Annotated in this window: 14 protein-coding genes and 1 tRNA gene; 13 read left to right on the top strand and 2 right to left on the bottom strand. The window is 70.5% G+C overall.

Translation table 11 applies throughout. The features are described from left to right. Nucleotides 1–88: 88 nt before the first annotated feature. Nucleotides 89–829: a GntR family transcriptional regulator gene (locus B9S61_RS14265; RefSeq protein WP_103542591.1), complete on the bottom strand. Its 741-nt coding sequence runs from the start codon at nucleotides 827–829 to the stop codon at nucleotides 89–91. Nucleotides 830–1,036: 207 nt separating this feature from the next. On the opposite strand from B9S61_RS14265, the gene B9S61_RS14260 reads away from it, so the two are divergent. The 8 genes from B9S61_RS14260 (at nucleotide 1,037) to B9S61_RS14225 (ending at nucleotide 6,550) form a co-directional block, all read left to right on the top strand. Continuing rightward, a complete protein-coding gene (locus B9S61_RS14260; protein WP_103542590.1) occupies nucleotides 1,037–1,387 on the top strand; it encodes a hypothetical protein in 351 nt (116 codons plus the stop codon). Beyond that, nucleotides 1,387–2,703 (top strand): FtsK/SpoIIIE domain-containing protein, encoded by a 1,317-nt coding sequence (locus B9S61_RS14255; RefSeq protein WP_103542589.1) that lies wholly within the window; start codon nucleotides 1,387–1,389, stop codon nucleotides 2,701–2,703. Before B9S61_RS14260 ends, B9S61_RS14255 begins: the two co-directional genes overlap by 1 nt. 12 nt (nucleotides 2,704–2,715) lie before the next feature. Continuing rightward, nucleotides 2,716–2,910: a hypothetical protein gene (locus B9S61_RS14250; RefSeq protein WP_004983392.1), complete on the top strand. Its 195-nt coding sequence runs from the start codon at nucleotides 2,716–2,718 to the stop codon at nucleotides 2,908–2,910. 33 nt (nucleotides 2,911–2,943) lie between these two features. Continuing rightward, a complete protein-coding gene (locus tag B9S61_RS14245) occupies nucleotides 2,944–3,234 on the top strand; it encodes a hypothetical protein (protein ID WP_103542588.1) in 291 nt (96 codons plus the stop codon). 104 nt (nucleotides 3,235–3,338) lie between these two features. Next, complete coding sequence (locus tag B9S61_RS14240) at nucleotides 3,339–3,599, top strand: hypothetical protein (protein ID WP_103542587.1); 261 nt, start codon at nucleotides 3,339–3,341, stop codon at nucleotides 3,597–3,599. Then, complete coding sequence (locus tag B9S61_RS14235; protein ID WP_103542586.1) at nucleotides 3,596–4,966, top strand: replication initiator; 1,371 nt, start codon at nucleotides 3,596–3,598, stop codon at nucleotides 4,964–4,966. Before B9S61_RS14240 ends, B9S61_RS14235 begins: the two co-directional genes overlap by 4 nt. Continuing rightward, nucleotides 4,956–5,168: an AlpA family transcriptional regulator gene (locus B9S61_RS14230; protein ID WP_103542607.1), complete on the top strand. Its 213-nt coding sequence runs from the start codon at nucleotides 4,956–4,958 to the stop codon at nucleotides 5,166–5,168. The genes B9S61_RS14235 and B9S61_RS14230 overlap by 11 nt, the downstream gene beginning before the upstream one ends. Then, a complete protein-coding gene (locus B9S61_RS14225; protein WP_103542585.1) occupies nucleotides 5,165–6,550 on the top strand; it encodes a site-specific integrase in 1,386 nt (461 codons plus the stop codon). Before B9S61_RS14230 ends, B9S61_RS14225 begins: the two co-directional genes overlap by 4 nt. A gap of 258 nt (nucleotides 6,551–6,808) precedes the next feature. Here the strand turns inward: B9S61_RS14225 and B9S61_RS14220 are convergent. Continuing rightward, nucleotides 6,809–6,880, bottom strand: a tRNA-Arg gene (locus B9S61_RS14220). A gap of 112 nt (nucleotides 6,881–6,992) precedes the next feature. Between B9S61_RS14220 and B9S61_RS14215 the strand changes: the two genes are divergently transcribed. The 5 genes from B9S61_RS14215 to thrC all read left to right on the top strand — a co-directional run. Continuing rightward, a complete protein-coding gene (locus tag B9S61_RS14215; RefSeq protein ID WP_103542606.1) occupies nucleotides 6,993–7,475 on the top strand; it encodes a PleD family two-component system response regulator in 483 nt (160 codons plus the stop codon). A gap of 88 nt (nucleotides 7,476–7,563) precedes the next feature. Continuing rightward, nucleotides 7,564–8,601 carry an ArgS-related anticodon-binding protein NrtL gene (nrtL, locus tag B9S61_RS14210; RefSeq protein WP_103542584.1) on the top strand — a complete coding sequence of 346 codons (1,038 nt, stop codon included), beginning with the start codon at nucleotides 7,564–7,566 and terminating at the stop codon, nucleotides 8,599–8,601. A 20-nt stretch (nucleotides 8,602–8,621) separates the two neighbouring features. After that, nucleotides 8,622–10,013, top strand: coding sequence for a diaminopimelate decarboxylase (lysA, locus tag B9S61_RS14205; protein ID WP_103542583.1), 1,392 nt, complete (start codon nucleotides 8,622–8,624; stop codon nucleotides 10,011–10,013). A gap of 159 nt (nucleotides 10,014–10,172) precedes the next feature. Beyond that, complete coding sequence (locus B9S61_RS14200; RefSeq protein ID WP_103542605.1) at nucleotides 10,173–11,462, top strand: homoserine dehydrogenase; 1,290 nt, start codon at nucleotides 10,173–10,175, stop codon at nucleotides 11,460–11,462. A gap of 6 nt (nucleotides 11,463–11,468) precedes the next feature. Then, on the top strand, nucleotides 11,469–12,512 hold a 1,044-nt coding region (gene thrC, locus B9S61_RS14195), incomplete at its 3' end, for a threonine synthase (RefSeq protein ID WP_103542582.1).

Raw genomic sequence — 12,512 nt, 5'->3', positions numbered from 1 at the left:
CGGGGGCCGGGCCGCGCGCGGTGAGCGGAGCGAGCCGCCTTGATGACGTAGAGAAAATCTGAACCAACTGGGACCCGACACGGCTGTGCTACAGCCGGAACGACAGCTCCAGCTCGTCGCCCGGAAGGTGGAACTCCTCCAGGGCGAGGGGCCTGTCAGCCTCTGTGAGGGTCACGCGGATGACGTACAGCAGCGGGACCCCGTCTGCGAGCCGGAGGGTCTGGGCCTGGTCCGGCAGGGGCATGCGGGTGCGGACGTACTCCGTGAAGTGGAGTTCGTGGCCCAGGCCGGCAAGCGCTGCGTAGAGGTCCGGGGCCGGCGGCGGGGCCTCGTCCTCGTACTTGGTGTCGATGAGTATCGAGAACGGGATGTACGTCCGGTGGAGCTGGCGGAGGTGGCCGTGGTCTGCCGTCTGCAACGCGTCGTACGTGAACATGGGCTCGCCCGGCGGGATGCGGAGTAGGTCCGCGAGGGCAAGCGGGGCGTCGGTGCGGGTGGCTACCGGTGGTTCGGCGTCGGTCCAGCGGATGCCGTCAGCCTCGATGTACCGGCCGTCAGATGCTCTGCGTACGCCCCGCGGGCGCGTGTGACTAGGTCGGCTGTGTGGGGAGCGGGCGAAGGTTCCGCGGCCCATGATGGCCTCGACGAGACCGGAAGCCCGTAGCTCGCTCAAGCCCTGGCGCACCGTAGGGCGCGTCACACCGAACTGCTTCGCCAACGCCTCTTCGGAGGGCAGGGGTTGGCCGGAGGGGAAGGTGCCGTCCAGGATGCCTCCGCGCAGGTAGTCGGCAATCTGCCGGTACTTCGGCTGCGTGTTCTTCGGCGGCATGCGGGCCCTCCATGGCCGTGGACAACTGCTTCTTTCTGTCGTGACAGATGGCTGTCTGTCACGACAGAAAGAAGCTTCCCTCACCTCAGGGCAGTTGACAACCCGTACTACGGGTGGGCAACCTTGCCTGAGCCATCCGTACTACGGGTGGTCTAGCAACCCGAAGGATTCCCCTTCGGGTGCCCAAGTGATGAGGAGAACCGAACTGTGGCAAGCCTTCCGATCGACACCGCGAAGTACACGGGGATCATCTGCGCAGTCCCCCCGGCGCCGCGGGTCGCCAACCGTGAGACCGGTCAGCTTCGCGTCGACCGCGAGACCGGCAAGACGGTGTACCAGGTCGGTCTCTGCCTGATGGCGGGGACGTCGGCCGACGTCGTGAACGTGAGCGTGGCCGGTGAGCCGGCCGGTGTGCAGCTCGGCATGCCCGTGGCCGTGCGGGACCTGGTCGCCACGCCGTGGGAGAACGACGGGCGGCACGGGATCGCGTTCCGCGCGGCGGAGATCCGGCCCCTGAGCGCTCCCGCCACCTCGGCGGGTAAGGGGGCCGGGCAGTGATGGAACTGGCCTCCGCTACTTCGGCCGACGCGACGTGGCCGAGCTGGGTTCTGGTGGTGGCCGCCGTGCTGGTGCCGGGTCTGTTTCTGGCGGGCCCGGCCCTGCGCAGCCGCTATCCCGGCGCTTGGTGGTTGTTATGCGGCTTCCCGGCCGTGGCCTTCCGGGTCGTGCAGACCTGGCGGCCCCTGATGGCGGGCTGCGGGCTTGCCGTGAGCCGTCGGCCGGCGTTGACCGTCGTGTCCGGGCTCGTCGGCAAGGGGGCGCCTCCGCCTCAGCCGCGGGTGCCTCGCCGGGGGCTCATACGCCCGACCTCCGGCGGCTTCGTCCTGCTCGTGAGGCTGCTGCCGGGTCAAGTGCCGGAGCACTTCGTCAAAGCGGCCCCCGCCATGGCGGAAAGCTGGCAGGTGCACGCGGTGCGGGTGACCTCCTGGAAACCGGGGGGCGTACGGATCGTCGCGTCGGCGGTCGACCCGCTGGCAGACCCGCAGGTGCCGAAGCAGCGAGGGCCCGGCCATCTGCTCCGGGTGACCGTGGGCGCCCTGGAGACCGGGGCCGCGTGGGTGGTCGACCTGCGGCGCGTCCCTCACTGGCTGATCGTCGGGGCCACGCGCTCGGGAAAGTCGACGCTGATCAACGCCCTCGTGGCGGGCCTCGCGCCGCAGCCCGTCGCCCTGGTCGGCATCGACTGCAAGGGCGGCATGGAACTGTCCCTCTACGAGCCTCGGCTGTCCGCCCTCGCGACGAACCGAGAGCAAGCAGTGCGGCTGCTGACCGCCCTCGTTGACCTGACCCTCGACCGGATGTCCCTCTGCCGGGCGGCCCGCGTCCGGAACATCTGGGGTCTGCCCGACAAGGAACGCCCGGTCCCCGTCGTCGTGATCGTCGACGAGATCGCGGAACTCTTCCTCGTGGCCAGCCGGAACGAGAAGGACGAAGCGCACGCGGCCGGTACGGCGCTGATCCGGCTGGCCCAACTCGGGGCGGCGCTCGGGGTGTTCCTCGTGGTGGCCGGCCAGCGTGTCGGCTCCGACCTCGGGCCCGGTGTCACGGCTCTGCGGGCGCAACTGGGCGGCCGGGTGTGCCACCGCGTGGCCGACCCCGGTACGGCAGAGATGGCGCTCGGCGATCTCAATCCCGACGCGCTGAAGGCGGCCCAGGCCATCGCCCCGGAGCAGGCCGGTACCGCCGTCCTTGCCTCCGGCGACGGCTGGGAGCGCGCCCGGTCCCACCTGATCACGGAAGCGGACGCGGAAGCCGTGGCCGCCGAGTACGCGCACCTGACTCCCGCCCTGTCCGAACTGCACGTCGAACCGTGAGAGGGGCTTGCCGTGCTGGTGTCCATGTCGGCCGTTCTGCTGCTCGGCCTGCTGATCTGGTTCCTCCTGCGCATCCGGTACCTCAGGTGGGCCGACGCGCTGCTCTGCGGAACCTTCGGCTTCCTGCTCGCCCGGACCGTGGCCGCACCCGTGGTTCAGGCCCTCCTCGACGGAGTGAACGGCTTCCTCGGCCAACTCCGCTTCTGACCACCCCACCACCGACCGACAAGGGGACTCCCTGTGTCCAACCACGTCATCCGCTCCGGTGACCGAGCCGCCTTCCTGGCCGGCCTGCGGGAGCTGATCGACTTCCTGACCGCCCATCCGGACGTGGTCGTACCGCGTCACGCGTCCCTCGTCGTCCTGGTCGACGCCACCGACTCCGCAACGCGCCTCGACGGCGTGCAGTCCGTCGCCGCTCCGCTCGGTGTGCCGACGGAGGACATCGGCCGGGGCTACTTCGGCGCCCGCCGTGACTTCGGCCCGATCTCGTACGGCGTCGTCGGCATTCCTCCCGAGGAGCGGCAATGACCGCCCGTACGACGGGCTCCCGACGGGGCGCGAAGTCGCCAAACCCGACCCCGTCAGGAACCCACTCCATCCGCCACGTGAGCAGTGAAAGGAGTACTCACACTTTGTCCACCGCGCATCGTCCGCGCAAATCCCCGCCGCTCGTCTGTGACCTCAGGCAGCGTGACGCGCAGGTCCCGACCTGCGCCGGACGGGAACAGATCGTCCTCGTCGAACTCGACGGAACCGAGCAGTGGTTGTGCCCCCGGCACGCCGCCGCCGTATGGCTCACCAACCCGACGCTGCGCTTCAGCGCCAAGACACGGCCGGAGGGGATCTCGGCCGTGATGGGGCAGGCGTTCGGCGGCGGAGGTGGTCAGCGATGACCACAGCTCTTCCGCGGAGCGTCTCGGCGCTCGTCGCCAGAGCCTCGGATCCGGATTTCGCGGCTTGGCGCCGGAACATCGTCCGCCTCGGCGGCTGCACCAACCCGATTCACCTGGTCGGCGCGGCCACCGTCTACGACACGACGACCGGTGCCGCTCTGCTCTCCTACGGATCGGATGCCTACGGCGGTCGCCTGCTCACCGCGTGCGGCAACCGGCGAGCGACGGTCTGCCCGACCTGCTCGGCCCTGTACCGGGCGGACACGTACCAACTCGTCCGGGCCGGGCTCGTCGGAGGGAAAAGTGTCCGCGAGGCGGTGAGGGATCACCCACGGGTGTTCGCCACGCTCACCGCCCCCGGGTTCGGCCCGGTCCACACGCGCCGCGAGCGTGACGGGCGCGTGCGACCCTGCCGGCCTCGTCGGGCAGGTGACCACTGCGCGCACGGGGCTCTGGCCGGTTGCCGGGAGCGCCACCCGGCGGACGACCCCCGTCTCGGCGAACCCCTCTGCCCGCGCTGCTACGACTACGCGGGGGCGGTCCTCTGGCACGCGTCCGCCGGTCGGCTTTGGCACCGGTTCGGGCTGGAGCTGCGACGGGAGGTCGCCCGGAGGGTCGGCCTGTCACGTACGGAGTTCGGAGAGGTCGCCCGGCTCTCGTACGCGAAGGTCGCCGAGTACCAGCGCCGGGGCCTGGTCCACTTCCACGCCGTGATCCGCCTCGACGGCCCGGACGGGCCCGACTCGCACCCGCCCGGCTGGGCCACGGTGCCGCTCCTCGTGGACTCCGTGCGGGCCGTGGTCGGAAAGGTGCGGCTGACCGCCCCCGGCTCGGCCGTCATCGGGCCGCGGGTGCTGCGCTTCGGTACCCAGGTCGACGTACGGCCGGTCACCTCGTCCGGACGAACAGCGGGGGAGCGGCCTGCCTCAGCGGCGGCCGTGGCGGGCTATATCGCCAAGTACGCCACCAAGGGTGCGGAGACCGCCGGCGCCGTGGACGGTCGTATCCACCACGCACGGCACATGGTCATGTTGCCGGTCCGCGCTCACGTGCTGCGCATGATCAGTACGTGTTGGTGGCTCGGAGGCCTGCCGGAGTTCGTGCCGCTCGGGCTGCGGCGCTGGGCCCACATGCTCGGATACGGCGGCCACTTCTCCACCAAGTCGCGCCGCTACTCGACCACGCTGACCGCGCTCCGGCAGGCCCGTGCCGACCATCGCGCGGAGCAGCAGCGGGACGCCCTCGGCCTGCCGGAACACTCGACGGTCACGGTCGGCTACTGGCGTTACGCGGGGCGCGGCTACTCACCGGAAGCGGCGCTCCTGGCGGCCTCCGTGCGGGAGGGCGGTGGTCGCCATGACGCGTGACACCCGTACGAGGGCGGCCGAACTGCTCACCGTGCGGCAGGTGCTCGACGAACTGGGCGGCATCTCCCGGCGCACCTTCTACCGCTGGAGGGAACTGCGGATCGCCCCTGCCTGTATCCGTCTGCCGAACGGTGAGCTGCGGGTTCGGCGTGACGTGCTGGACGAGTGGTTGGAGGAACGGGCGGAGGGGGTGGCGTCGTGAAGTCCTACAAGGCTTCCGTGTGGAAGCTCTCGGTCAACAAGACCACCAAGAAACCGACCTACCTGGTGCGCTGGGTGGTCGACGGTCAGCCCTTCAGCGAGTCGCACAAGACCAAGGCGCTGGCGGACCGCTTCCGCGCGAAGCTCGTCCGGGCGCTCGACAAGGGCGAGCCGTTCGACACCGTGACCGGACTGCCCGACTTCCTGCGGGGTGGCAAAGCGGCGCTGTCCTTCCTCGACCTGGCGGTCAAGTACGTCGATGCCCGGTGGGCGGAGGCGTCCGCCAAACAGCGGGACAGCATGACGGACGCCTTGGCGACAGTCGTTCCCGTCCTGGTCAAACCGGGACGGGGGCGGCCCGCTCCGGAGGTGCTGCGGAGGGCGCTGCGTTCGTACATCCTGCCCGTTCCGCGCAGGGAGAGGCAGCGGCCGGAGGAGATCGCCTCGGCCGTGCGGTGGATCGAGAGGGCGTCGCTTCCGGTCGGCGAGCTGCAAGAGATCAGCCGTGCACACGAGCTGATCGACGGATTGAGTCGGAGGCTGGACGGCAAGCCCGCGGCGACGCAGACCTACCGGCGTCGGCGAGCCGTCGTCTTCAACGCCCTGGAGTTCGCGGTGGAGCTGGAACACCTCACCTCCAACCCGCTGAGCCGCGTCCGGCGCAAGCGGGGCAAGCGGGCGGTGCAGGAGGTTGACCGCCGGGTGGTGGTTAACCCCCGGCAGGCCCGGGAGCTGCTGACCGCACTCACCTACGTGGGCGGCTACGAACGGGCGAGTGGCCGGCGCCTGCGGGCGTTCTTCGGGTGTCTCTACTACGCGGCCATGAGGCCGGGGGAGGCGCTGGGCCTTCGTCGCTCCGACTGCGCGCTTCCGGCACAGGGCTGGGGGCGCATCGAGTTGGCGGAGACCCGCCCCACGGCAGGGAAGACGTGGACCGACTCCGGTGAGGCGCACGACCGGCGCGGCCTGAAGCAACGGGCCCACGGTGAGGTACGCATCGTGCCGATCCCTCCGCCGCTTGTGAGGCTGCTCCGCGAGCACCTGGACGAGTTCGGCACGGCGGGCGACGGTCGGCTGTTCTCCAGCGAGCGGGGCAACGTGATCGCCGCATCGTCGTACTCCCGCGCCTGGAAGCAGGCTCGGGAACTGGCGCTCATCCCTGACCAGGTGTCCTCGGTCCTGGCCTTCCGCCCGTACGACCTCCGGCACGCGGGTGTCTCCCAGTGGCTCAACTCGGGTGTGCCCGCCCCGGAGGTTGCCGCGCGGGCCGGCCACTCCGTGGACGTGCTCCTGAAGATCTACGCCAAGTGCATCGACGGCCAGGAACAGGAGATGAACGACCGGATCATGCAAGGGCTGGGGGAGGACGACACCGAGAACTGAAGCCAGCCCCACGACCGACGGGCCGGGAGCCCCGGAGAGATCCGGGGCTCCCGGCCCGTCCACGCATAGTCCACAGAGCTATGTTGAGGGCCTTCAGAACCCGCGCTGGCCTGCTGCGGAGCCACTCAAGATCAACACGCTATTACAACGTGATCACTGACAAACGCCTGCTTCCGGCGGCATCCGCCTGCACATACGCGAAGACCCCGTCCTCAGCGAAAGCGCTGATGGCGGGGTCTTTGGGCACCTCGTGCAAGGTGCCCCCGGCAGGATTCGAACCTGCGCACACGGCTCCGGAGGCCGTTGCTCTATCCCCTGAGCTACGGGGGCGTGTCGGTCGCGGTGATCGCGGCGACGGGTAGAACACTACCAGTTCCGACGGGGTGGTCAGGAACCGTTTTGGTGGTGGGGGAGGGCGGGGTGTCGCCCGTGCGGGGTGGAAGTGGTCAAACGCCGGACGTGGTGGCCGGGCTCGACCTACTCTCGAGTTGTGCCAGGCGCTGCGGGCCGGGTTCTTGTTGTGGACGACAACAAGGTCATCCGGCAGTTGATCAGGGTCAACCTCGAGCTGGAGGGCATCGAGGTCGTGACCGCGGCCGATGGTGCAGAGTGTCTGGAAGTCGTTCATCAGGTGCGGCCCGACCTTGTCACCCTTGATGTCGTGATGCCGAGGCTCGACGGGTTGCGGACCGCCGGCCGGCTGCGTTCCGATCCGCGTACGCGTGACCTTCCGCTCGTCATCGTCAGCGCCTGCAGCCAGTACGAGGTCGATCGCGGGCTCGATGTCGGGGTCGACGCCTTTCTTGCCAAGCCCTTCGATCCTCAGGAACTTGTCCGGCTCGTTCGCGAGTTGATCGTGGATTCTCTCGGGCGGGTCCGGGGGACCGGGGATGCCGAGCCGGCCGCCGGGCATGCGGGTGGGTGAGGCGGGGGGTGTCCACGGGCGTCCACATGCCGGGATCGTGGTTTAACCCGTTCGCATACCCACCCCCCTTCTCCCCTACGCTTGTCCCGTGACCCCCGCCGAACTCTCCCGCACCGTGCTGTACGCGGTGCGCCGTGCCGTCGAGGACGGGGAGCTGGCGGTGGCCGTGCCCGAGCGGGTCGTGGTGGCTCCGCCGGGGCCCGGGGGGTGCGGGGACTACGCCACCAACGTCGCCCTGCAGCTCGCCCGGAGGGCCGGGCAGCCGGCGCCGAAGGTCGCCGAGGTGATCCGAGCGCGTCTGCTGGGTGCGGGTGGGATCAGCGACGTAGTCGTCACCGGGCCCGGGTTCATCAACTTCCGGCTGCGGAGCGGCGCCCCCGCCGACCTCGTGCGCGAGATTCTGCGGCACGGGTCCCGGTACGGGCACGGCGACTCCCTCGCCGGACAGGGCGTCGTACGGCTGCGTGCGGCGAACGAGGTCCGGGCCGTCGTTCATCTCGATGCCGTGGCGCGCCTTCTCCGGTCGCAGGGGGCGCTCGTGCACGCCGGCTGCGCGGATCCGCTCGTTGCCGAGTGGGGGAGTGTGCTCGGTGTCCGCGTCGACGGCGTCCCCGACGGTTCCCCCGACGCCGGTATCCGTCCTGTTCCGGCACCCTCCGATCCACTGCCTCTCGGGCGGGACGCCGCGCGCTGGGCGCTGCTGTATCCCGCGCCGCACGACCGGCCGCGGATCGACGACGGGCATCTGGTGCAGCGGGAGAGCAATCCGCTGTTCCGGGTGCGGTACGCCCACGCCCGGAGCCGGGCGGTGGTGCGCAACGCCGCCGATCTGGGGTTCGGGGCGGAGCCGGGGGCCGTGGAGGCTCAGGCGGCGTTGGTCCAGGCCCTCGCCGACCATCCCCGGGTCCTTTCCGGCGCCGCCTCCCACCGTGCGCCCGACCGGCTCGCCCGGCATCTCGTGAGCGTCGCCGACGCCCTGCCGCCGCTGCTCCCCGCCGTGCTGCCGCTCGGCGACGAGAAACCCTCGGCCGCCCACCGTGCCCGGCTGGCCCTCGCCGAAGCCGCCGGGACGGTGCTGGCCGGTGGCCTGTCCCTGCTCGGCATCGACGCACCCGACCACCTCTGAGAGAGCCCAGAGAGAACATCATGAGCCGTTCCGCACACCCCGCCGGGCCCCGTCACGCCGACGTCCTCACCGAGGGGCACTACTCCGCGCCGCCCGCCGATCTCAACGCCCTCGACCCCAAGGTGTGGGCCCAGACCGTCGAGCGTGACGAGCACGGTGTGCTCGCCGTCGGCGGGATCGACGTCAAGCGGCTGGCCGAGGAGTTCGGCACCCCCGCCTACGTCCTCGACGAGGACGACTTCCGGGCCCGGGCGCGGGCCTGGCGCACCGCGTTCGGTGACGACGCCGACGTGTTCTACGCCGGCAAGGCGTTCCTGTCCCGGGCCGTCGTGCGGTGGCTGCACGAGGAGGGGCTGAATCTGGACGTCTGCTCGGGCGGGGAACTGGCCACCGCCCTGTCCGCCGGGATGCCGGCCGAGCGGATCGCCTTCCACGGCAACAACAAGTCCCCCGGCGAGATCCGGCGGGCCGTCGAGGCCGGGGTCGGGCGGATCGTGCTCGACTCGTTCCAGGAGATCGTGCGGGTCGCGCACATCGCGCAGGAGCTCGGCATTCGGCAGCGGGTGCAGATCCGTATCACCGTGGGTGTCGAGGCGCACACGCACGAGTTCATCGCCACCGCCCACGAGGACCAGAAGTTCGGGATTCCGCTGGCCGGGGGGCAGGCGGCGGAAGCGGTGCGGCGGGCGCTGAAGCTCGACGGGCTCGAGCTCATCGGCATCCACTCGCACATCGGGTCGCAGATCTTCGACATGTCGGGGTTCGAGGTCGCCGCGCACCGGGTGGTGGGGCTGCTCAAGGAGGTACGGGACGAGCACGGGGTCGAACTGCCCGAGATCGACCTCGGGGGCGGTCTCGGAATCGCGTACACGAGTGACGACGACCCGCGTGAGCCGTACGAGATCGCCAAGTCGCTGACCGAGATCGTCACCCGGGAGTGCGAGGCCGCCCGGCTCCGCACGCCGCGGATCTCCGTCGAGCCCGGGCGCGCCATCGTGGGGCCGACCGCGTTCACGCTCTACGAGGTCGGCACGGTCAAGCCGCTCGACGGGCTGCGGACGTACGTCTCCGTCGACGGCGGGATGTCGGACAACATCCGTACCGCCCTCTACGACGCCGAGTACAGCGTCTCCCTCGTCTCCCGCAGCTCCGACGCCGAGCCGGTGCTGTGCCGGGTCGTCGGCAAGCACTGCGAGAGCGGTGACATCGTGGTGAAGGACGCCTTCCTGCCGGGGGACCTGGCACCGGGCGACCTCCTCGCCGTACCGGCGACCGGGGCGTACTGCCGGTCCATGGCCAGCAACTACAACCATGTGCTGCGGCCGCCCGTCGTCGCCGTACGGGACGGCGAGGCGCGGGTGATCGTCCGGCGGGAGACCGAGGAGGATCTGCTCCGGCTCGACGTCGGGTGACGAGGGGCGGGCAGCCGGCGACGGGTGGCGGAAGATCTTCGGTCTTTCCGGTCAAGGAAATGAAATAGATGTCTCACGATCCGGACATAACGCAGAAAGTTCCGTCCGGTGAGTGAGACTGGTGCAACCGAGACGGTAATCAGGAGACGAGGTCGGATGATGCGTACGCGTCCGCTGAAGGTGGCGCTGCTGGGCTGTGGAGTGGTCGGCTCAGAGGTGGCGCGCATCATGACGACGCACGCCGACGACCTCGCCGCCCGGATCGGGGCCCCGGTGGAGCTCGCGGGCGTGGCCGTACGGCGGCCCGACAAGGTGCGTGAGGGCATCGACCCCGCCCTGGTGACGACCGACGCCACCGCGCTCGTCGAACGCGGCGACCTCGACATCGTCGTGGAGGTCATCGGCGGGATCGAGCCCGCCCGCGCGCTCATCACCACCGCATTCGAGCACGGCGCCTCCGTCGTCTCCGCGAACAAGGCGCTGCTCGCCCAGGACGGCGCCGCGCTGCACGCCGCCGCCGAGGAGCACGGCAGGGACCTCTACTACGAGGCCGCCGTCGCCGGTGCCATCCCGCTGATCCGCCCGCTGCGCGAGTCGCTCGCCGGGGACAAGGTCAACCGGGTGCTCGGCATCGTGAACGGCACCACCAACTTCATCCTCGACAAGATGGACAGCACGGGCGCCGGGTATCAGGAGGCCCTCGACGAGGCCACCGCCCTGGGGTACGCGGAGGCCGACCCGACCGCCGACGTCGAGGGCTTCGACGCCGCCGCCAAGGCCGCCATCCTCGCCGGGATCGCCTTCCACACGCGGGTGCGCCTCGACGACGTCTACCGCGAGGGCATGACCGAGGTCACCGCCGCCGACTTCGCCTCCGCCAAGGAGATGGGCTGCACCATCAAGCTGCTCGCCATCTGCGAGCGGGCCGGAGACGGGGCGTCGGTCACCGCGCGGGTGCATCCGGCGATGATTCCGCTCAGCCACCCGCTGGCCTCCGTGCGGGGGGCGTACAACGCCGTGTTCGTCGAGTCGGACGCCGCTGGTCAGCTGATGTTCTACGGGCCGGGTGCGGGCGGTGCGCCGACCGCCTCCGCCGTGCTCGGGGACCTGGTCGCCGTGGGGCGCCACCGGGTCAGCGGGACCACCGGGCCCGGTGAGTCCGCGTACGCCGCGCTGCCCGTCTCGTCGATGGGCGAGGTCGTCACGCGGTACCACATCAGCCTCGACGTGGCCGACAAACCGGGTGTTCTCGCCCAGGTCGCCACCGTGTTCGCGGAGCACGGTGTCTCGATCGATACGGTTCGCCAGTCGGGCAAGGACGGGGAGGCCTCCCTCGTCGTCGTCACCCACCGTGCGTCCGACGCGGCCCTCGGGGGGACCGTCGACGCGTTGCGCAAGCTCGACACCGTGCGTGGTGTCGCCAGCATCATGCGGGTTGAAGGAGAGTAACCAGCAATGACCCACCAATGGCGCGGAATCATCGAGGAGTACCGGGACCGGCTGCCGGTGTCCGACAGCACGCCCGTCGTGACGCTCCGTGAGGGCGGTACGCCGCTCGTGCCCGCGCAGGTACTCTCCGAGCGCACGGGCTGCGAGGTGCACCTCAAGGTCGAGGGCGCGAACCCCACCGGGTCCTTCAAGGACCGGGGCATGACCATGGCCATCTCCAGGGCCAAGGAGGAGGGTGCGAAGGCGGTCATCTGCGCCTCCACCGGCAACACCTCCGCCTCCGCCGCCGCGTACGGCGTGCGGGCCGGCATGGTCTCCGCCGTGCTGGTGCCGCAGGGCAAGATCGCGCTCGGCAAGATGGGCCAGGCGCTGGTCCACGGCGCGAAGATCCTCCAGGTCGACGGCAACTTCGACGACTGCCTGACACTGGCCCGCGCGCTCAGTGACAACTACCCCGTGGCGCTGGTCAATTCGGTCAACCCGGCGCGTATCGAGGGGCAGAAGACCGCCGCCTTCGAGATCGTGGACATGCTCGGCGACGCCCCCGACATCCATGTGCTGCCGGTGGGTAACGCGGGCAACATCACCGCGTACTGGAAGGGATACAAGGAGTACGCCGCCGACGGTGTCAGCACGAGGACGCCGCGCATGTGGGGCTTCCAGGCCTCGGGCAGCGCGCCGATCGTCCGTGGCGAGGTCGTCAAGGACCCGTCGACCATCGCCACCGCCATCCGGATCGGCAACCCCGCCTCCTGGGACCTCGCGCTCGCCGCGCGGGACGAGTCCGGCGGCGCCATCGACGAGGTGACGGACCGTGAGATCCTGCGCGCCTACCGGCTGTTGGCCTCGCAGGAGGGCGTCTTCGTCGAGCCCGCGTCCGCCGCTTCGGTGGCCGGTCTGCTGAAGGCTGCCGAACAGGGCAAGGTCGACCCGGGGCAGACGATCGTGTGCACGGTCACCGGAAACGGTCTGAAGGACCCGGACTGGGCGGTCGCGGGTGCGCCGCAGCCGGTCACCGTTCCCGTCGACGCGGCGACCGCCGCGGAGCGG

The sequence above is a fragment of the Streptomyces sp. SM1 genome (genome assembly GCF_002910825.1).
GTDB classification, from domain to species: domain Bacteria; phylum Actinomycetota; class Actinomycetes; order Streptomycetales; family Streptomycetaceae; genus Streptomyces; species Streptomyces okerensis.
Note: the sequence above shows the minus strand (reverse complement) of the source record. Positions and strands in the feature narration are given on the sequence as shown.

What these genes read in the sequence shown, in the direction of transcription:
- lysA (WP_103542583.1), top strand. Translation starts at nt 8,622, where the DNA reads ATGAGCCGTTCCGCACACCCCGCCGGGCCCCGTCACGCCGACGTCCTC.
- B9S61_RS14255 (WP_103542589.1), top strand. Translation starts at nt 1,387, where the DNA reads ATGGAACTGGCCTCCGCTACTTCGGCCGACGCGACGTGGCCGAGCTGG.
- B9S61_RS14265 (WP_103542591.1), bottom strand. Translation starts at nt 829, where the DNA reads ATGCCGCCGAAGAACACGCAGCCGAAGTACCGGCAGATTGCCGACTAC.
- B9S61_RS14235 (WP_103542586.1), top strand. Translation starts at nt 3,596, where the DNA reads ATGACCACAGCTCTTCCGCGGAGCGTCTCGGCGCTCGTCGCCAGAGCC.
- B9S61_RS14230 (WP_103542607.1), top strand. Translation starts at nt 4,956, where the DNA reads ATGACGCGTGACACCCGTACGAGGGCGGCCGAACTGCTCACCGTGCGG.
- B9S61_RS14200 (WP_103542605.1), top strand. Translation starts at nt 10,173, where the DNA reads ATGCGTACGCGTCCGCTGAAGGTGGCGCTGCTGGGCTGTGGAGTGGTC.